Here is a 20528-nt window from a genome sequence, read left to right as displayed (position 1 = left end):
ACCTGTGGGTATGGAACAAATTGGGTATTCGATTCACAGTTTGCGCATGACTGACACGAACATCAGGTCAGTGCCGTAGCGGTGATCCCACATTTGTAGGGTGCGTCCCTGGCCTCCACCGGAAACGACACCTGCCGACTTTGGAACCTCGAGCGGCGTTGGCGAGACACCATTAGCTAGCTCAATAGCATCCAGCAATTCGACACCGCCTTGGGATAGCAGGCGCTCAACCTGGTCACGCGTCTCAGCTAGGTGAGGAGAACAGGTGATATAGACCAGGACGCCGCCCGGCCGAGTCAGAGCCTGAGCCCTGTCAAGGAGATCCCGTTGAAGGGCCACGAGGTCTGCCAAGTCGGCCTCGGACTTTCGCCACCGTGCCTCTGGACGTCGGCGCATTGATCCCAGACCCGAACACGGGGCGTCGACAACGACGCGGTCAAAAGACCCAAATGGCCACGACGTACGTGGACCTCCAAAGACCCGCCCATCGCCCGACACAACCTCGACATTATCGAGCAAACGTGTTGTGCGTTCGATCAGTCGTGCTCGATGCGAATGCACCTCATTGGCGGTGAGCTTTGCTCCGCGTTGAGCACCAATGGCGCCCAACAGTGAGGCTTTGCCGCCAGGTCCTGCGCATAGATCGAGCCACTGGGAGTCGGGACCCTCAATTGGTGCTGCTGCGGCGATGATCGCAGCTAACTGAGAACCTTCGTCCTGTGCGCCCGCACGCCCGTCTCGGATTGCAGGCAGCAAAGCAGGATCTCCGGATTCAAGAATCACCGCGTATTCACTGAAGTCTCCGGGTGCAACGCGCGTGGAAAGGATCTCTTGAGCTTCATCAGCCAAGGCCGCTGGATGGATGAGGGTTGGCCTTGCAGCCAAGGTCACCAAAGGAGGCTCATTGTCAGCGTCCAGAAGATCCTCTAACTCGTTGGCATCGTATCCGTGTCCTACAAGGGCTTCGCGAAAAGCGTTGATCATCCAGACTGGATGCGACGTTCGTACGCTGAGTCTTTCGAGCGGATCCTCCAGAGCGTCGATCTTGGCATCGATCGAACCGGGTTCCTCGCGGGTGATTGCGCGCAGCACCGCATTGACCATACGCGCGGGTCCTTCAGTCAGATGCTCGCGAGCCAGATCCACCGTTGTCGATACCGCTGCATGATCTGGAACTCTCATATTGAGAAGCTGGTGGGCCCCCAATCGAAGTAGATCGATGACCATTGGATCAGTCTGGTCAATAGGTCGACTCAGATACTGGGAGATCACCCAGTCCAGACGTCCTCGGGCACGTAAAGTTCCATGAACGAGTTCAGAGGTGAAGGCAGCATCTCTGGCATCGAAGCGTTCTTGGCGTCGGATCTCGCGCAGTACTTTGGCAAGAAGAATATTTGCGTACGCGTCTTGAGAGGTGACCTGGGAGAGCACATTGAATGCCACCCTGCGAGGGGCGTCTACCTGTCTTTTCGCACGGTAGCCGTCGGAATATCGGTGAGTAGCCATTAGTTCTCCTGTGGTTGTCCCAGGACTGCGCCAACTTCGAGGCGTGCGCCGCGAGCCCACGCCGCGCCGTCCATCCACCCTTTACCTGCAGGCGCCACCCTTCCTAAGCGCAAACTGCCATCACTACACCCGACGTAGACATCCGTCTTGGTAGCGTGGACCTGTCCGGGAGCTAATTGAGGTTCTGGGCACGCCTGACAGTTGGCGAGCTTGAGTCTGCGACCATCGGGCAAAGTCGTGTAAGCACCGGGATTGGGGCTTACCGCGCGGATACGTTGATCGGTCTGCACTGCCGTTTCAGTAAAGGTGATGAAGCCGTCTGCGGGGCGGAGCATACGGGCGTGCGGGGTTTCTTCATCGAGCGGTGTTTGAGGAATTGCAGTGGCGCCATCTTTTGCGATCTTGTCGACGACTTCAAGAACCTGGTCAGCGCCCATAGTCGACATCCGTTCTAAGAGCTCGCCGGAGGTTTCATGACCGATTTCTAGACGTTGGCGCGAAAAAACTGGACCCGTGTCTAATCCTTCTTCAAGCTGGAAAACACATGAGGCAGTTGTTGTATCGCCGGCCAGGATCGCCCACTGAACAGGAGCTGCTCCTCGCCATCTGGGCAGGTCAGAAAAGTGCAGATTGATCCAACCGTGCGTTGGTAGGCTCAGCACATCAGCAGGTACGAGGGCGCCATAGGCAACGACGACCGCCAAGTCAGGATTCGTTTCCTCCACGCGTGTCTTGACCTGCGGGGTTTTAAGCGTGGAAGTCTCGATGAGTTCAATGCCGTGTTCGGTTGCGACCTGCGCAACCGGCGAGGGATGCAAGGATCTTCCACGACCGGAGCGTGCGGGCGGACGGGTCAGCACTGCGACAACGTCATGATCGGAGCCGATCAAGGCTTTGAGGGTGGGGACAGCCGCTTGCGGGGTTCCTGCAAAAAGAATACGCACTCCCCCAGTCTATGCGAGGGCGCCCGCCCCATCAGAACAGCTCGGGCGGATTCACTGTCATTTTAATGACAGGCATTTTCCGTGAAGCGCGTGTTCTTTGGATCTGTGCCAAATTCTTGAGTAAGTCAAGTGACTGAGCCTTTTCCACTCGCACAAGGCATCGCACAAAAGCCTGCCCAGTGGCTGGATCTTTTCGGTCCACGGTTCCCAGGATGGGCGCGTCAATCTGTGCGACAACTGGAAGAACTTGAGAGCTTGGACCATCCAAAGCGATGATCGTTGTGGCTGGAAAGAAACGTAATGCTTCGCGTTCATCAAGCAATCGTTGGGCAGCGTCCACAGGATCCCAACGAACCATCGCCTGCCCCAGTTCGGAACCGATCTGACCAATAATCATGCCGTGACGGCCGGGAGCCAGCAACGAGAAAGCATTAAACCACCGACGCAGAGCCTCTTGCGGAGCCCAGAGCTCAGGTCTTCCAGCGATCGCTTGCGCGTCGAGCACTAATACTGCCTCGTAGCCATTGGTGGCTTGTGGTTCCGCTCCGGCCGTGGCTACGACCACTTGAGGCTTGTCAAGGATATGCCGAGTGATTCGATGAGTTGATGATGATTCAAGAATGGATACGTCAGAGAGATTGCGAGCTAATTCTTCAGCGGTACGTTCAGACCCCACACGAACAGCCCGTAACTTCGTAGAAGAACACACTTGGCAACGCCACTGCGTGGCTTCTCGTGAACACCATGTACAGGTGATTGTCCCATTGACACTCATTGATAGTTGGCCCGCGCACTGGGGGCACCGCGCCGTTTTGTGACAACGACCGCAGCGGATTGCTGGCACATAACCAGCGTTGGCTACTTGCACTAAAACGGGACCGACTTTGAGCCCGTTGCGAATCATTCGAAGCGCTGCCGAAGGCAGTCGGGAATATCCTGACGGGCCTTCACGGTCAGCTTCGGCCTCACCATGGACGTGGATCTTTGGGGCGGACAAATGGCGGGCGGTGTCATTGGGGACCAGGGAGGCAGCCCACCCTGATTGTACGAGCGCCTGGGCTTTGATCGAACGGCTATAGGCTCCGCACACCAGAGCACAATCTTCAAGATGCGATCGCGCCACCGCAACATCCAGGGCATCACAACGCGGGGCCCGCTGCTCGACCAACCTGTCATCGGCGTCGTCCCACACAACAATGAGCCCTAGCGATTGAAGAGGAGTCCACACCGCTGACCGTGTCCCCACAACGATGCGTGTTTGCCCTTGCAAGGATGTCAGGTGAACTTGGTATCTTGTTGCCGCAGCGACGTCCGAACCGGTCAAATCGATGCCAAACCCAGTGTCTTGCGCAAGGTTTTCGCTGATTTCTTGGGCTTGCCAAGAAGTTGGTACGACGATTAAGACACTGCGTTGGGAAGCCAAGGTCGCTTGAACCATGCAGGCCAGCTGGGCACGCTTGTAGTGAGCAAGAGCAGTCCACACTGCCCGAGGGCTGCCGCCACCGCTTAGGTGCTCGATGAGTGCCGGCCCTGCGTTCCATTCCTGCCAGGGACTTTCGTCGAAGTCGTTGTGTGTAACGGGAGTATCAACCAAACTTTGCGCGGTCTTGAGCACTGCCTTCTCTGTTGCTGCATGACGAGCAGGAATCGCCAGGGAAAGGACCTGTGAAAGGGTACAGATGTGGCGATCGGCGATTCTTCGTGCCAAACGCAAGGTCTGTGGATTGACCACCGGGCAGGCTGAAACCACTGATTCGATAGATTCCAGGCGTGGCTGCTGCGCCTTGATATGACGGTCAATAATCCACCCGTTATATCTTTTGCCAGCCAATCTGATGCGTACAAGATGACCAACCTGGGCGCGGTCAACGAGATTGTCGGGAATGAGATAGTCAAAGGGGTGGTCTAGATGTGGTAGATCTGTGTCGACGATGACTCTGGCAATCAGGGCAGGAGGAAGCTCAGGAGCGGCAAAACCTTCGAAAGTGTCCTGAACGGGGTCCATAGTCATAGTCAATCACCAAGCGTCCTCATTTGCGGACGGCCCTTTAGCTAGACCTATGCGAAGAGTTTGACACCGTAACCTGCGACAAGCATTGCGGCGATGACGAAGAGGATCAGACCCCAGATTGCCCAGTCAAAGCCTTTGACAACAAAGTGACGGAGGCTATCTGGCGCGGGAATAATCCCATCACGAATATTGATCCTCGTCAGTCCTGCGAATACCAGCGTGGTGGTGACGGTGATGCACAGGCACCAGGGGCACAGGACATGGATAACGAAGTAAGACTGCAAGAACAGCCAGTAGGCGAAGAAGAGAGCGATCGCGTACAGCAGATTTGCGCAAATCATGTACCAGCGTGGGAACTGTACGCGAGCAAAGATAGCCACGGAGATTGCCAGCACAACGGATTCAAAAAGGATACCGAGGAAAGCGTTGGGAAATCCCAGGAGGTGAGCTTGTGGAGTTGTTGCCACTGTCGAGCAGGACAAGACCGACGAAATATCGCAAGAAAAACGGGCTGAAGAATCCTTGGCTAGCTCCCATGCTTCAATGGAGAGCACCATTGAAGCCAATAGGCCGATGATGCCAGAGATAGTCATCTCGACAGCTGTGTGCTGATGCCAACGTTTCGATTCAGGAGTCTCCTGACCAACAACGTAGTCGCCGCTTCGCTGCATCATTGGATGGCCTCCTTGAGGGCATCGACTCGATCGGTACGTTCCCAAGGCAAGCCTTGGCGCCCAAAGTGTCCATAGGCGGCGGTCTGGCGATAAATGGGACGGAGTAGCTCCAGGTCTTCGATCATGCCCGCAGGACGCAGGTCAAAGACTTCCTCAATTGCTTGGGCAATCCGATGGTCTGGGACAATGCCCGTCGAAAAGGTATCGACATACAGCCCCACTGGGCGCGCCCGTCCGATCGCGTAGGCAAGCTGAAGTTCGCAGCGTTGCGCCAGTCCTGCGGCCACGACATTCTTGGCAACCCAGCGGGCAGCGTACGCCGCAGAACGGTCCACCTTGGACGGGTCCTTGCCAGAGAATGCTCCGCCGCCATGACGCGCCATTCCCCCGTAGGTATCGACAATAATCTTGCGCCCCGTGAGTCCGGCATCACCCGCTGGCCCACCAATGACGAAGCGCCCCGACGGATTGACGAGCACGTTGGTAGCTGAAGCATCGATGTTGAGCCCCTTAGCACCCTCGGCTTCGAGGACTGGTGAAAGCACCTCTTGAATCAGGGCATCATGTAGCCATCCCCCGCTGCGGTCTTCATCGTGCTGGGTGGAGATAACGACGGTATCGAGGCTGACTGGACGACCGTCCTCGTAGCCAATTGTCACCTGGGTTTTGCCGTCGGGGCGCAGCCCCTCGACGATTCCCTCTTGACGCACATAGGCGAGGCGCTCGGCGAGTCTGTGGGCAAAATGAATTGGCGCAGGCATAAGTTCAGTAGTCTCATCGCAGGCATAACCGAACATGATTCCCTGGTCACCTGCTCCTTGCCGGTCCCTGGGATCAGTCTGAGCACCTTCACGCACTTCGAGCGCTTGGTCAACGCCTCCCGCGATGTCGGGGCTTTGCTGTCCAATAGAAATGGAAACACCGCACGATGCTCCATCGAATCCAACTTTGGATGAGGTGTAGCCAATCTTGCAGATCTCGTCGCGCACAATTTGTGGGATCTCAACGTAGCCGTTACAGGTGACTTCACCAGCGACATGCACTAAGCCGGTGGTGGCCATGGTTTCGACGGCAACGCGCGCGTGGGGGTCTACCTCAAGCATTGCGTCGAGAATGGCGTCGGAGATGCGGTCACAAACCTTATCGGGATGTCCCTCAGTAACGGATTCGGATGTGAAAAGCTGTCGAGTGAAAGTCACCTGGCAATCGTACCGAGTCTGAGGGCAATCATCGAGATCAACTCCTGAGCAACGATACTTTTAGTACCCGATGCTTGGCCAACCATCTTTCCAAGATGGTCAAGTACATAGACGGAATTATCAACGTCACCAAAACCGTGTCCGTGTCCGACGCGGTTAACAGCAAGTAGGTCGGCGTTCTTTCGAAGCGCCTTTTGGCGACCGAGCTCGAGAACTTCATCGAGTGTTCCCGTTTCCGCAGCAAAACCAACTAGGACTGACGGACGGTCGGATGACTGCGCTACGGCGGCGAGAATATCGGTGGTTTGTTCCAGCGCGATCGTAGGAGCCTCGGTTGACAATGGATCCTTCTTGATCTTTGAGTCATGCGCAGCTTTGGGTCTGAAGTCCGCAATAGCTGCAGCCATGATGACGACGTCAATGTGGTTAAGACGTTCCATCACGCTCTTTTCGACCTCGGCTGCACTTGGAGCGCTGACAATCGAAATGCCGGAGGGCAATTCATTGAGAATAGAAGCGTCAATATTTGAGGCGATCAGGGTCACATTAGCGCCCGCATCGCTGGCTGCCCGGGCCAAAGCAACTCCTTGACGGCCAGAAGATGAGTTTCCTATAAAACGAACGGGGTCGATAGGCTCACGCGTGCCGCCGGCAGTGATGAGGACACGGCATCCTGTTAATGCCAGGTCGGATTCGTTTCCAGCAGATCCGGTCAAGACATTGAGGGCGCGCCAGGCAATCGCCTGGGGTGCAGCCATGCGGCCGACGCCGAAGTCTCCCGAGCCGAGTGCTCCATCTTCAGGGGCGATGAAGATCACTCCCCGAGACTTAAGCGTTTCTACATTGTCTTGGGTGGCCTGTGACAACCACATTTGGGTGTGCATTGCCGGGGCGATGATCACCGGGCAGGAGGAAGCCAAAATTGTCGTGGTGAGCAGGTCATCTGCGATGCCCGCACGTGTGCGCGCAATAAAGTCGGCGGTTGCAGGTGCCACCACAATGAGGTCGGCGCGGCGCGCCAACTCGATATGGTCGGCGCCTCCAGCGTCAAACACTCCAGTGTGGACAGGGTTACCCGTCAGGCCTTCCCATGTTGCGGTGCCAATGAATTGGGTGGATGCAGGAGTGGGCACGATGTGAACATCGTGCCCAGCTTTAATGAGCTCGCGCACAAGGCTGGCTGCCTTGTACGCGGCTATTCCTGCGGTGACCCCGACAATGATTGTGCGGGACACAGCGATCAGGCTCCGGGTTCAGCCTCGAGAGACAGAACACCTTTGTTGATCTCGCGCAGGGCGATAGCCAAAGGCTTTTCGTCTGGCTCAACATCGACCACAGGGCCAACGAATTGAATCATGTTCTGTTCGAGTTGAAGGTTGTAGGAGTTGATCTGTCGGGCGCGGCGTGCCGCGAAGATCACCAGCGCGTACTTCGAATCGACATGCTCAAGCAGGTCGTCGATGGGCGGTGAAGTAATACCCTCGGGCTGTGCGACGATTCCGGACATACGTCTCCTCCTCAAAATTCGGCCATTTGGCCACGGTTGGCAAGTCTACTCCAGGCCCATGACTCGAGCCAGTTCGGACACGGTGGTCTTGAGGTCGTCATTGATCACAGTTGTGTCGAATTCGCTTTCCGCTTGCATTTCTATTCGGGCTGTTTCGAGCCGACGGCTGCGTTCGGCTTCGTCCTCGGTGCCACGTGAGACAAGCCGATCGACAAGGCAGTCCCACGACGGTGGCGCAAGGAAGACGAAGCGGGCATCTGGGCGGCTTTGACGAACCTGACGTGCGCCGGACAGATCGATTTCCAGAAGTACGCTTTTACCCGCATCTAATGCCTCGTCGACGGGAGGCCTGGGGGTGCCATAGCGATGTCTACCATGGACAGTTGCCCATTCGAGCATATTGCCGGAGGAAATGAGGTCATCGAACTGGGAGTCCGAGACAAAGTAGTAGTGGACACCGTCGATTTCACCTGGACGCGGAGAACGGGTCGTTGCTGAAATGGACACAACAAGCTCAGGATGTCGTTGTCGCAGTAGAGCAACGACCGTACCCTTACCCACAGCCGTGGGACCTGCAAGAACCGTCAAGCGAGGAATGTCCATGTGGTCATACTGCCATCCGGATCGGTTCTGGGCCGAATCGCGCGCCTAGCCAAACTTCTTGACGAGCTGCTCACGCTGAACTGGGCCCAAGCCACGAACTCTGCGCGAAGGTGCGATGGCGCACTCTTCCATGAGTGCAGCAGCAGTTGTTGTCCCGACCCGCGGGAGGGATTCGAGCAAAGCAACTACCCTCATCTTTGCGATAGCTTCATCGGATTCGGCCATCGTGAGAACTTCAGATAGCTGCATCTGCCGGGTCTTGAGCGCAGTCTTAATCTCTGCGCGGCGACGCCGTGCTTGTGTCGCTTTCTCAAGCGCCTCGGCGCGTTGCTGCGGAGTCAGATCGGGTAGAGCCATTTCGGACCACTCCTCACATAGGACCAAATCGTGTGATTAGCATGACACCTTTATCGGTGGTTTGCGCGTCACTATCCGATCTGACTCCGCATTCATGTCATACGAATGTCATTTCTGAGGCGGTTTGTCCATACGCTCGACGCAAGCCTTCGATGCTGGGGCCCTGAGCGAGGATGGCGCGAGACGAGGATGCGAGGACTGTGTCCTCTACCCCTGCAAAAACATTCCTGACCTGCATTGGTCCGGCTCCTTGCGCTCCGATTCCTGGGGCCAGGAATGCGCCTTTGAGCGCTGCTAAATCGATGCCGAGTGAGCGGACCGAATCTCCAACGGTGGCCCCGATAACGATGCCAGCAGGGCCAATGTGATGTGCATCACATTTTGTATTAAAGGTTGCCAATTGACCGACGACCGCGCCGGCGACCGACACTCCGTCAACACTCCGTGCATGCTGAACCGAGGCACCCTCGGGATTGGAGGTTAACGCCAAGACAAACACTCCCCTGCCAGATTCATGCGCCAGCTCCAAAGCCGGCATGAGAGAACCGACACCCAAATAGGGCGAAAGCGTTACGGCGTCTCCAGCCAAGGGCGAGTCATCGGATAAGAACGCATCTGCGTATCCCCTCATTGTTGAACCGATATCACCACGCTTGGCATCAACAATGCACAAAGTGCCGGCATCCTTCGAGGCACCGATCACCTCCTCTAACACACCAACGCCACGCGATCCGAAGCGCTCAAAGAAAGCGGCCTGAGGCTTAAAAGCCGCAACCTTACCGCCAAGAGCTTCGATGACAGTCATGGAAAAGGCGCGCACGCCCTCGACGTCATCACTGAGCCCCCACTGAGCCAGCAGAGACGAATGAGGATCAATACCCACACAGACTGGACCGAATTTTCGCATTGCCTCATACAAACGGTCGCCAAACCCCTGCTTCGTGGTCATGCAACATCCCCTTGGCTGCGCAATTCACTCCACTCCTGCAATGAGCGCACGCGGTATGCGCCGCGTAGGCGCACCTCAATGGCTTGCACCGCAGCGTTAAAGGCCTGCAGAGTCGTGATGATTGTTCTGTCGTTCGAGGTCGCCGCGGTCCTAATTTGGTAGCCATCATGGCGGTTCGAGGACTTCTGAGGTGTGTTGACAATAATGTCGATCAAGCCATCGTTAATGAGATCAACGACCGTTGGCTCGCCATTCGGGCCACGTCCATCCGAGGACTTGCGTACGATCTGGGCTTCAATACCGTTACGGTGTAGAACCGAGGCCGTGCCAGCCGTTGCCATGATATGGAAACCAAGCTCACGCATGCGAGCCACAGGGAAGACAATGGCTCGCTTATCCGAATCGGAGATCGAGATAAAGACATTACCTTCCATCGGCAATTCGCTCACAGCAGCTGACTGAGACTTTGCAAAGGCTGTCGGGAAATCACGGTCGATGCCCATGACCTCGCCCGTTGATCGCATTTCCGGCCCGAGGATGGTGTCAACGACTTTGCCGTCAACGGTGCGGAAGCGCCTAAAGGGAAGGACGGCCTCTTTGACGGAAATTGGAGCGTCGTCGGGAATCGTCCGAGCATCAAAACTGGGCAAAATCCCCTGCTCTCGCAAAGACTCAATCGTCTCACCAACCTGGATGAGGGCGGCAGCCTTGGCTAGCTGCACACCCGTCGCCTTCGAAGCGAAAGGAACCGTCCTGGATGCACGCGGATTCGCCTCGATGACATACAGGGTGTCTGAGAGCAAAGCGAATTGGATATTAATCAGGCCGCGAACTCCCACGCCGTGGGCAATTGCCTCAGTCGAGGCCGTAATACGCTCAAGCTCTCGGCCAGACAGCGTCATTGGAGGCAAAACACAGGCCGAGTCGCCAGAGTGAATACCGGCTTCCTCAATATGCTCCATGATTGCGCCCATGAACAATTCGTTGCCGTCATACAGAGCATCGACATCGATCTCAATTGCTGCATCCAAGAAGCGGTCGATCAGAAGGGGCCCACGGGCAAACATCTGATCGATGTCATCGCGATCCAGGTATTCATTCAGAGCCGACTCATCGTTGATGATTGCCATACCTCGTCCCCCCAGAACGAAGCTAGGACGCACCAAAATCGGATAGCCCAACTCGCGGGCCACTGCGTGTACTTGGGCCACAGAATGAGCCACATCGTGGGCGGGAGCCGGACACCCAGCAGCTTCCAAGACCTTACCGAACTCCTCACGGTCTTCAGCCAACTCAATGGATTCCGGTGAGGTTCCAAGAATCGGAACACCCGCTTTCTTGAGTTCTTCAGCCAAGGACAGCGGGGTTTGGCCGCCCAACTGAACGATGACGCCTCGCACCGGTCCCGCAGCGCACTCGGCGCGGTACACCTCAAGTACATCCTCAAGAGTCAGCGGCTCAAAATACAGGCGGTCCGAAATGTCATAGTCGGTCGAGACTGTCTCAGGGTTGCAGTTGACCATAATCGTTTCGAAATGCTGCGACAAAGCCATCGTCGCATGGACGCAGGAGTAGTCGAACTCGATTCCCTGGCCAATGCGGTTTGGGCCAGCGCCCAGGATCATGACGGCTTCGCGTTCGCGAGGACGCACCTCGTTTTCCTGGTCGTAAGTGGAGTAAGCGTAGGGCGTGTCCGCAGCGAATTGTGCAGAACAGGTATCGACCATCTTGAAAACCGGATGGATTTCAAAAGCGCCGCGAACCTCGCGCACCGTGTGCTCGGAAAGACCTCGCATGTCCGCGATCTGGCGATCCGAGAATCCGTGCCGTTTGGCTTCTTCAAGAACCTCGCGCCCCAATGCTGGTGCATTGATGATACGTTGAGCGACCTCGTCGAGCAGATACATTTGGTCGAGGAACCACGGATCAATCTTCGTCGACTCGTAAAGATCTTCGAGTGAGGCTCCGCCACGGATAGCCTGTTGGACCTGAACTAAGCGGGCTTCGGTGGGAGTTGCCGCAGCCTCGACCAGATCCCGTGTCTCCTGCGAGGAAGGGACCGGACCATTCCAATGGAATTGGATCCCCGCTTTATCGATCGAGCGCAGAGCCTTTTGCAATGCTTCGGTGTAGTTGCGACCAATGGCCATCGCTTCACCCACGGCTTTCATTGAAGTCGTGAGGGTTGGATCAGCAGCCGGGAACTTCTCAAAAGTGAAACGAGGAACCTTGACCACGACATAGTCCACGCTCGGATCCGCTGAAGCAGGGGCACCCGTGATGTCATTACGGATCTCGTCGAGCGTATAGCCAATGGCCAACTTCGCCGTAATCTTGGCAATCGGAAAACCGGTGGCCTTTGACGCCAGAGCCGACGAACGCGACACACGCGGATTCATTTCGATGACAATGACGCGGCCCGTACGTGGATCCAAGGCGTACTGAATATTGCAGCCTCCTGTTTCGACGCCGACCTCGCGAATGATTTGGAAGCTGAGCTCACGAAGTTTCGTGGCTTCCTCATCGGTCAGGGTCAGCGCGGGGGCAATGGTGATGGAATCACCAGTGTGTACGCCTACAGGATCAACATTGTCGATGGAACAGACGGCAATGCAGGTGCCCGCGGAGTCACGCATGACCTCGTATTCGATCTCTTTCCACCCCAAGATGGACTCTTCGAGTAGCACCTCGTTCGTAATCGAGTCTGTCAACCCCTCCCCTGCGATCCGTTCAAGATCCTCAGGCGTGTAGGCAAAACCAGATCCAAGGCCACCCATAGTGAACGATGGGCGAACGACCAGCGGATACCCCAATTCGGCGGCGGCCTCATGACACTCTTGCATGGAATGGGCGATAAAGGAACGCGCAACCTCAGCTCCACAGCGTTCGACAACCGCTTTGAACTCGTCACGGTCCTCGCCCTTGCGGATAGCATCCAGGGAAACGCCGATCAATTCGACGCCGTACTTTTCCAAAACACCGGCCTCGCCCAACTCGATTGCAGTGTTCAGAGCAGTCTGCCCACCCAGGTTGGCGATCAGCGCATCGGGGCGTTCTTTATCAATGATTGAAGTGATGACGTCCAGGGTCAGTGGTTCAACATATGTTGCGTCAGCCATGCCCGGGTCAGTCATGATCGTGGCGGGATTGGAGTTGACGAGGATGACGCGGTAGCCCTCAGATTTGAGAATCCTGCACGCTTGGGTGCCCGAATAGTCAAACTCGCAGGCCTGGCCAATAACGATAGGGCCTGAACCAATGACGAGGATGGAATGAATGTCTGTTCTACGGGGCATCAGAGCGCCGTCCTTTCAGCCGCTAAGTGATCGGCTTTGGCTGCACACATGGAATCGATGAACAGGTCGAATGTTGATGCGGTGTCGGCACCAGCTTGTCCAGCCTGGAATTGTTCGGTAATGAAGTTCAGATCGAGGCTCTCGCGGCTTCTGCCCTCCAGGTATGCCGCAGATGCGGGCAAAATCTGGCCAGAGACAATGGCTGCTCGCATGGAACCTGCTGCTCGTATGCGTCGTGTAATAGCGCGAGTATCCACACCTGCGATTCCAATGACGTTCTCGGCTTGGAGCTGTTCGACAAGTTCTCGGCGTTTCTTGAGCGGATGCGGTCGCGCTGGCTCACGCACGACCAGGCCCGCAGGCGTAATCTGTGCGTCATCATTTTCGTCGAAGGCGCCAATTCCCACGTGAGGTGTGGTCATGACGAGGATGCGCCCGACCTTTTCAGGATCGGTCATTGGACGCTGATAGCCGATCATTTCGGTGGTGAAATCCGCATCGCCAACCACCAATCCTGTTGCTCCCCAAGCGGTCCCCACGTAAACGGTTCCGTCTTCGAGGACGAGTAATGCAATGTTGGTCATCAGCGATTCTCCTTTTCAATCGGCACGCCGCTATCGACGGTGATGGCGCCCTCGTAGATCGTGTACAGTGCGCGACCAGGTAACTCGAGTCCCTTGTAAGGTGAGTTCGTCGATCGGGTCCACTGCTGGCGTGGATCGACCACACGGCGAACCGTGGGATCGACCAGAGTGAGATTGGCGTTGGCACCGACCTCGAGGGCTTGTCCTTGACCTGCCACCCGTCCGATACGCGCAGGCGTCGTCGATAAGACACGGGCGACGTCATTCCAATCCATACGACCGGTATTGACCATCGTTTCAATGACAACGGGTAGCGCGGTCTCAAGGCCTGTCATACCGAATGATCCGGACTGCCACTCACAGTCTTTCGATTCGAGGGGGTGAGGCGCATGGTCGGTACCCACCACGTCAATGGTGCCGTCTGCCAGCCCTTCACGCACCGCTTCAACGTCCTCAGCCGTGCGCAGTGGCGGGTTCACCTTGTAGATCGGGTCGTAACTGCGAGCGAGTTCTTCAGTTAATAGCAGATGGTGTGGTGTCACCTCAGCGGTAACATTCACACCCATCTTCTTTCCCCACCTGACGATGTCGACTGATCCTGCAGTGGATAGGTGGCACACGTGCAGACGTGAACCCACATGTTTGGCCAGAAGGATGTCCCTGGCAATGATGGCTTCTTCAGCGACCGCAGGCCAGCCGGCCAAACCAAGTTCGCCCGAGAGTGCCGATTCATTCATCTGCGCGCCCTCGGTCAACACGGGGTCCTGGGCATGTTGGGCGACCACCGCGTCGAACGCCTTGACATATTCGAGGGCGCGACGCATCAAGACTGGATCGGCAACGCACTTGCCGTCATCGGAGAAGACACGGACCTGTGAGCGTGAGCGGGCCATCGCACCCATAGCCGACAGCTGCTTGCCTTCAAGACCAACGGTGACAGCACCGACAGGGCGTACCTGCACCCATCCTGCTTCCTGGCCCAGTTCAAGAACCTGGTCGACAACTGACGCGGTATCGGCCACAGGATTCGTGTTAGCCATTGCGTGGACCGCGGTGTATCCGCCAACTGCGGCTGAACGCGTTCCGGTAAATACTGTCTCAGCATCCTCTTGGCCAGGTTGGCGCAGATGGGTGTGAATATCGACGAGGCCGGGCAAAGCAATGAGTCCCTCGGCGTCAATAATCCGAGCGTCGTGTGCTTCGTCTTGTGCTTGCGATCCGGCGGCAATGATGATTCCGTCGCGGATAAGGAGGTCATTCGCTCCGTTTCCCACGAGGTCGGCACCCCGGATTAGCAGGTCACGGTTTTCAGTCACGGGTGGTTCCTTCCGGAGCAAGAAGTAGATAGAGAGCTGCCATACGCACGCTCACACCATTGGACACTTGTTCAACGATGACGGACTTGGGTGAGTCTGCGGCCTGGGCGCAAATTTCCAGACCTCGATTCATGGGTCCCGGGTGCATGACGATGGCGTCGTCTGGCAATCGGGCATAGCGCTGGCTGTCGAGGCCGTAGGCGGCATGGTATTCGCCAGGTGATGGGAAGAATCCTCCCCCGGCACCGCTCATGCGTTCACGCTGGACGCGCAACATCATGATGGCGTCGGGTTCTTGAGCGATAGCACGGTCTAGGTCATATTCGACGACGCAGTTCCAGTTTTCGACCCCAACGGGCAGGAGCGTTGGCGGGGCAACCAGAGTGACTTGAGCGCCCAGCAGAGTCAGTAGATCGACGTTGGATCGGGCGACGCGAGAGTGCAAGACATCTCCGACTATGACAACCCTGGCTCCTTTCAGGTCGGTGCCGGGAGCCAGTGGCTCGGCCTGGTTAGCCTGGGGATCGCGTTTGTAGTGGCGGCGCAATGTCATCGCGTCGAGCAGTGCTTGAGTGGGATGTTGGTGCGTACCGTCACCAGCATTGAGGACAGGCAGATTCATCCACCCTGCGTGGGCCAGACGGTGCGCAGCACCAGATGATGAGTGACGAACGATGACCGCGTCCGCGCCCATGGCCTGCAAGGTCAGTGCAGTGTCTTTAAGAGATTCCCCCTTTGACACAGAAGATCCTTTGGCTGAGAAGTTGATAACGTCCGCGCTCAGACGTTTTGCCGCGGCTTCGAAAGAGAGCCGCGTGCGCGTGGAGTCTTCGAAGAAAAGATTAACCACTGTGCGGCCGTGAAGTGTTGGAAGTTTTTTAACTCGTCGCGACTGTGTGGCTGCCATCTGTTCGGCAGTATCGAGCAGCTGAACCGCCTCACGGTAGTCAAGATCGCGAATGGAGATCAGATGGTCGAGGCTCATGCTAGGCGCTCCTTCCCAGAAGGACCGCGTCACGTCCGTCGGTTTCTTCGAGCAGAATGGTCACAGTCTCGGTATGCGATGTTGGCAGGTTTTTACCGACGTAGTCGGGCCGGATGGGAAGTTCACGGTGGCCTCGGTCAACCAGAACCGCAAGCTGGACGATAGAGGGACGCCCAATTCCCATGAGGGCATCGAGGGCTGCCTTAATGGTGCGTCCCGTGTAGAGGACATCGTCGACGAGGACGACGGTGCGGGCGTCTATACCTTCGACTGGGATGACTGTCTCGTGAGGGGTACGCAGAGGTTGGGAACCTAAGTCGTCGCGAAACATCGTTGTGTCGAGCTGAGCAAATTGCGGGCGTGGGCCACCAACTTGCTCAATGCGCTCAACGAGGCGATGGGCAAGAGTTGCGCCACGAGTTGGGATTCCCGCAATAATGAGGCCTTCACCTCCCCCGTTTTTCTCGAGGATCTCGAAGGCGATGCGAGTCAAAGAACGGGCGACATCTTGAGCGCCGAGCACTTCTTTGCCGCGACTTGCGCGATCTGCGGATGCTTGCACTGATCCCATGCGGATCTCCTTCCCCGCCTCTCTGGACGGTCATTAAAGGATTGCTTCCGACAAACAGACTACGCCTCGAGGCAGTCGCTGGCAGCGTCGATCCAGCCATGTGGACAGTGCAACTGCCCACGTCCGTGCCCAACTGCAAGGCCCCCATGCACTCTCGTGGATATAAAACCGTGACCCGGCTGATCACATGCTTTGGGCTGGAGGAACAAAGCATGTGGATCAACCGGGTCGGGTCGAGGTGGGGATCAGCCGATCAGGCGAGCAGCTCCTTGGCCGCGGCAACGATGCCTTCGACGGTGATGCCGTTCATTTCGAGGAGTTCCTCGTAGGTTGCGGACTGGCCAAATTGGTCTTGGATACCGATCTGGCGCACGCGCGCGCCTCCTTCTTCGGCAACAACCTGGGACACTGCGGCGCCCAAGCCGTGCAGTACCTGGTGATCTTCAACGGTCACGATCTTGCCCGTCTCGATGCATTTGAGAACCTCATCGCGGTCGAGCGGTTTGATCGTGTGCATGTCGAGCAGGCGGACCTTGATTCCTTCGGCTTCGAGTTGCTCGGCAGCTTCGATTGCCAAACGCACGGTGTCGCCGTTGGCGATGATTGCAACGTCTTCGCCCTCGTTAAGAATCTTGGCTTTGCCGATCTCGAACTCTTCATCGGGACCGTAGATGTCCGGCACCGCATCACGGGTGAAGCGTAGGAACATGGGGCCAACCCAGTCGGTGGCTGCACGGACCAGCTTCTTGGTCGAGTTCGCGTCTGCGGGCATCACGACGGACATATTCGGCATGCCGCGCATGGTGCCCATGTCTTCGATAGCCTGGTGAGAACCACCATCGTTACCGGGGGTCAGACCGCCGTGCGAGCAGGCGATCTTGACGTTGAGGTTCGGGTAGCAGATGGACTGACGGATCTGCTCTCCCATGCGTAGTGAACCGAACACGGCGTAAGTGACAACGAAAGGAATCTTGCCGGTTGTTGCCAGGCCTGCGCCGACGCCTGCGCCATTTTGCTCAGCGATGCCGACGTTGACATGCTGTTCGGGCAGAGCCTTGGAAAACGCCGTGGTCTGGCAAGACTTAGCGATATCGCAGTCAACAACGAAGACCTCGGGGCGTTCCTTGCCGATCTCAACGATTTCCTCACCAAAAGCGGTGCGGGTAGGAGTCTTAGAATCGTAGTTAACCGAGTACTTCATCTCAGTTAAGTCCCTTCTCGAGTTCTTCCATGGCTTGCTTCCACTGCTCGTCGTTGGGAGCTGCGCCGTGCCAGGCTGCCTGGTCTTCCATGTAGGACACGCCCTTACCCTTGATGGTCTTGAGCACAAGACCCTTGGGCTTGCCGTTCTTGAGTTCGCGGAAACGATCAAAGGCGTCAGAAATCGCCTGCATATCGTGGCCGTCAATCTCTACTGCGTCGTAGCCGAAGGCTTCGAGCTTGGCAACGAAGTCAAGGTTCGGAGAAATCTCGTCACAGTGGCCGTCGATCTGGAGGTTGTTGTCGTCAATAATGACGACGAAGTTATCGAGCTTCTGAGAGTTGGCAAACTGAATGGCCTCCCAGACCTGGCCTTCCTGGGTTTCACCATCGCCCAGCAGGGTGTACACGCGAGAGTCGCGACCATCGCGCTTGAGACCAAGGGCCATACCGACCGCTGCAGAGATGCCTTGTCCAAGGGAGCCCGTGGAGATTTCCACGCCCGGGCACTTCTTAGAATCCGGGTGTCCTTGGAAGGGCGAGCCCTTTTGACGCAGTGTGTGGATGGTGTCCATCGGAACGAATCCGGTGATCGCCAGGGCGGAGTACATGATCGGAGCAACGTGTCCCTTGGACAAAACGAAGCGATCGCGATCCTCCCACTTGGGGTTCTTCGGGTCGAAGCGCATCTCGCGGAAATAGAGATTAGCAACGACATCTGCAGCTGACAGCGAACCGCCGGGGTGTCCCGACTTAGCTTCGTAGACCATCGTGACGGCGGTCTTACGGAGCTCCTTCGCACGTTCCTTCAGCTCTTCGGTGGAAACGTTCTGCACCATTGGTGTGCTCTCGATTCTTCTGATGGGTGGATGGTGTTTAGGCAAACGGTGGGGGCGCTACCTGGGCAACGCCCCCACCGAGGGATCAGGCCGCGCCGACGGGGATCAGGAAGACCTGAGGCAGGTAGGCGATAGCAAGAACGAAGAGGATGATGAGCGCGTAGAACGTCAGCAGCTCCCTTGTCACCTTGTTAATACCTACTCGGCCAATGCCGGCAGAGATGTATAGCGTCGTTCCAACTGGCGGTGTGTACAGACCCATGGCCAGGGTGCAGACCATGAGGATACCCAGGTGGATGATGTTCATTCCGATTTCGTTGGCTAGAGGCATCAGGACGGGCGTCAGCAGTAGGACTGCCGGAGCCATGTCGAGGAACATGCCGGTGACCAACAGGATCAGGATGAGGAAGAGAACGATGAGGTAGTAGTTGTCCGTCAACGACAGCAATGAAGCGGCGAGCTTCTGAGGAGCTTCCTGAATGGTCAGGAGCCAAGATAGAGCAGCCGAGAACATAATGAGGATCATGACGACGGCCGTCGAACCAGCAGACTCTGCTGCTGAACGCATGAAGGTCTTCCACGACAAATCGCGGTAGAAGAACACGCGAATAATGATGGCGTAGACACATGCCAGAACCGAAACCTCGGTGACCGTGGCGGTGCCGGTGAAGAGGAATACACGGATGAGCACCACGGGGATGATGATGGCCGGGGTTGCTACCAGCAGGCCCTTAATCAGGCCGGCCGTGGTGAGCTTTGCGCGTACGCGCGGGTAGTCGTTTCTCCAAGCAACGAACCAGCAGGCGAAGATCAACGCCACGGCCATGACAACACCGGGGATCATGCCGGAGTTGAAGACTGCTGCGACGGAAGCTCCAGAAGCGGCGGCGAAGAGGATCATCGGGATCGACGGCGGAATAATCACGCCGAGGACGGAGCTGGCTGCGTTGACGGCGGCTGCGTACTGAGCCGGATATCCGATGCGCTTGGTCCACGGAATAAGAACCTTGCCTAGACCGGTGGCGTCGGCGACGGCAGAACCGGAAACACCGGCGAAAACGGCGTTCGTCAGAACGGAGGTCATACCCACACCGCCGCGGAAACGGCCAACAAGGCGGGTCATCAAGCCAATGACCTGGCCACCCAGCTTTCCGGAGAAGAGCAGGTCAGCGGTCAAGATGAAGAATGGGATGGCGAGCATCGAGTAGTCGGTGGCGCCGGAGAAAGACTGCTGTGCCAATGCTTCCATCGGCAGGGAGCCAATAGCGAAGAGGCCGACGATCGTTCCGGAGATCACCGAGAATGCAACGGGCACGCCCAAGAGAAGCAGGGCGATGAAAACGAGGATGGCAATGCCGACTTCAAGCATGTGTCATGCCTCCTTGGTCGTAGCGGAGCTCTCGTCGACCATGTCGACAGTATGCAGAGCACCGTTCTTGTAGAAGTACCAGGCGCGCACGAGGGCCTGAATGCACAGCACGGCTGTCATGACGATGAATGCCATGAAGGAACCGAGCTGGGGCCAACCCATGATCGGGGTCTCCTGCTGGGCCATGGGGCCAGCCATGTAGATTCCGAGGTAGGTCATGTATGCCATAACGACGGCAACGAAAATCCAGATACCGATTGCCATGTATTCGTAGGCCTTACCTTTGAACTTCTCAAGGAAGAAGTTGACACCAACGTGTGCCATTTGGGCCTGGGCAACGATAGCGCCGGCGCACACCAGCCAAGGCAGGAGGTATGACGGTGCTTCGGCGGCAAGGTCGATGGAAGAGTTCATCACGTAACGCAAGAAGACTGCGACGGTAATGAGGGTGACCATGACGATGGTGATGGCAACTGCTGCCCATGAACCGACGCGCAGGAACCACATATTGATTGGGTCGGTTGCTTCCAAGGGCTCATCGAGGGCGGATTGAGTATCGAGCTTCTCAATGTCTTCTTCAGTAATGACACTGGCTGCGGACTTGGTGTTCTCGCTCAT

19 protein-coding genes are annotated in these 20528 nt (G+C 56.9%); all 19 read right to left on the bottom strand.

What is annotated here, in order from left to right:
* Positions 1-33 precede the first annotated feature (33 nt).
* The 19 genes from G439_RS0103425 to G439_RS0103335 all read right to left on the bottom strand — a co-directional run bounded on the left by G439_RS0103425 (position 34) and on the right by G439_RS0103335 (position 20528).
* Positions 34-1506 (bottom strand): transcription antitermination factor NusB, encoded by a 1473-nt coding sequence (locus G439_RS0103425; protein WP_022867790.1) that lies wholly within the window; start codon positions 1504-1506, stop codon positions 34-36.
* Positions 1506-2450 (bottom strand): methionyl-tRNA formyltransferase, encoded by a 945-nt coding sequence (fmt, locus tag G439_RS0103420; RefSeq protein ID WP_022867789.1) that lies wholly within the window; start codon positions 2448-2450, stop codon positions 1506-1508. The genes G439_RS0103425 and fmt overlap by 1 nt, the downstream gene beginning before the upstream one ends.
* Before the next feature lie 31 nt (positions 2451-2481).
* Entirely contained in the window at positions 2482-4461 is a 1980-nt protein-coding gene (locus G439_RS0103415; RefSeq protein ID WP_040434609.1) for a primosomal protein N' family DNA-binding protein, read from the bottom strand.
* 47 nt (positions 4462-4508) lie between these two features.
* On the bottom strand, positions 4509-5054 hold the full coding sequence (locus tag G439_RS0103410) for a vitamin K epoxide reductase family protein (RefSeq protein ID WP_424133825.1): 546 nt from the start codon (positions 5052-5054) through the stop codon (positions 4509-4511).
* 77 nt (positions 5055-5131) lie between these two features.
* Positions 5132-6334, bottom strand: a complete 1203-nt coding sequence (gene metK, locus G439_RS0103405; RefSeq protein ID WP_022867786.1) for a methionine adenosyltransferase — start codon at positions 6332-6334, stop codon at positions 5132-5134.
* Positions 6331-7569, bottom strand: a complete 1239-nt coding sequence (gene coaBC, locus G439_RS0103400) for a bifunctional phosphopantothenoylcysteine decarboxylase/phosphopantothenate--cysteine ligase CoaBC (protein WP_022867785.1) — start codon at positions 7567-7569, stop codon at positions 6331-6333. The genes metK and coaBC overlap by 4 nt, the downstream gene beginning before the upstream one ends.
* Before the next feature lie 5 nt (positions 7570-7574).
* The gene (gene rpoZ / locus G439_RS0103395) at positions 7575-7841 is read right to left on the bottom strand and encodes a DNA-directed RNA polymerase subunit omega (RefSeq protein WP_022867784.1); all 267 of its coding nucleotides are present in this window, start codon (positions 7839-7841) and stop codon (positions 7575-7577) included.
* A 45-nt stretch (positions 7842-7886) separates the two neighbouring features.
* Positions 7887-8444 (bottom strand): guanylate kinase, encoded by a 558-nt coding sequence (gene gmk / locus G439_RS0103390; RefSeq protein WP_022867783.1) that lies wholly within the window; start codon positions 8442-8444, stop codon positions 7887-7889.
* A gap of 45 nt (positions 8445-8489) precedes the next feature.
* Complete coding sequence (mihF, locus tag G439_RS0103385; RefSeq protein WP_022867782.1) at positions 8490-8801, bottom strand: integration host factor, actinobacterial type; 312 nt, start codon at positions 8799-8801, stop codon at positions 8490-8492.
* A gap of 97 nt (positions 8802-8898) precedes the next feature.
* Positions 8899-9750, bottom strand: coding sequence for an orotidine-5'-phosphate decarboxylase (pyrF, locus tag G439_RS0103380; RefSeq protein WP_022867781.1), 852 nt, complete (start codon positions 9748-9750; stop codon positions 8899-8901).
* The gene (gene carB / locus G439_RS0103375; protein WP_022867780.1) at positions 9747-13046 is read right to left on the bottom strand and encodes a carbamoyl-phosphate synthase large subunit; all 3300 of its coding nucleotides are present in this window, start codon (positions 13044-13046) and stop codon (positions 9747-9749) included. Before carB ends, pyrF begins: the two co-directional genes overlap by 4 nt.
* Positions 13046-13630 (bottom strand): carbamoyl-phosphate synthase domain-containing protein, encoded by a 585-nt coding sequence (locus G439_RS11020; RefSeq protein WP_022867779.1) that lies wholly within the window; start codon positions 13628-13630, stop codon positions 13046-13048. The genes carB and G439_RS11020 overlap by 1 nt, the downstream gene beginning before the upstream one ends.
* Entirely contained in the window at positions 13630-14946 is a 1317-nt protein-coding gene (locus G439_RS0103365; protein ID WP_022867778.1) for a dihydroorotase, read from the bottom strand. The genes G439_RS11020 and G439_RS0103365 overlap by 1 nt, the downstream gene beginning before the upstream one ends.
* The gene (locus G439_RS0103360; RefSeq protein WP_022867777.1) at positions 14939-15931 is read right to left on the bottom strand and encodes an aspartate carbamoyltransferase catalytic subunit; all 993 of its coding nucleotides are present in this window, start codon (positions 15929-15931) and stop codon (positions 14939-14941) included. The genes G439_RS0103365 and G439_RS0103360 overlap by 8 nt, the downstream gene beginning before the upstream one ends.
* 1 nt (position 15932) lies before the next feature.
* Entirely contained in the window at positions 15933-16502 is a 570-nt protein-coding gene (gene pyrR / locus G439_RS0103355) for a bifunctional pyr operon transcriptional regulator/uracil phosphoribosyltransferase PyrR (RefSeq protein ID WP_022867776.1), read from the bottom strand.
* A 253-nt stretch (positions 16503-16755) separates the two neighbouring features.
* Positions 16756-17703: a transketolase family protein gene (locus tag G439_RS0103350; protein WP_022867775.1), complete on the bottom strand. Its 948-nt coding sequence runs from the start codon at positions 17701-17703 to the stop codon at positions 16756-16758.
* A gap of 1 nt (position 17704) precedes the next feature.
* Positions 17705-18586, bottom strand: coding sequence for a transketolase (locus G439_RS0103345; protein ID WP_279379489.1), 882 nt, complete (start codon positions 18584-18586; stop codon positions 17705-17707).
* A gap of 40 nt (positions 18587-18626) precedes the next feature.
* On the bottom strand, positions 18627-19910 hold the full coding sequence (locus G439_RS0103340; RefSeq protein WP_022867773.1) for a TRAP transporter large permease: 1284 nt from the start codon (positions 19908-19910) through the stop codon (positions 18627-18629).
* A 3-nt stretch (positions 19911-19913) separates the two neighbouring features.
* Entirely contained in the window at positions 19914-20528 is a 615-nt protein-coding gene (locus G439_RS0103335) for a TRAP transporter small permease (RefSeq protein ID WP_022867772.1), read from the bottom strand.

This window comes from Schaalia vaccimaxillae DSM 15804, assembly GCF_000420425.1.
Classification (GTDB): domain Bacteria; phylum Actinomycetota; class Actinomycetes; order Actinomycetales; family Actinomycetaceae; genus Pauljensenia; species Pauljensenia vaccimaxillae.
This window is presented reverse-complemented; position numbering and strand designations above follow the sequence as displayed.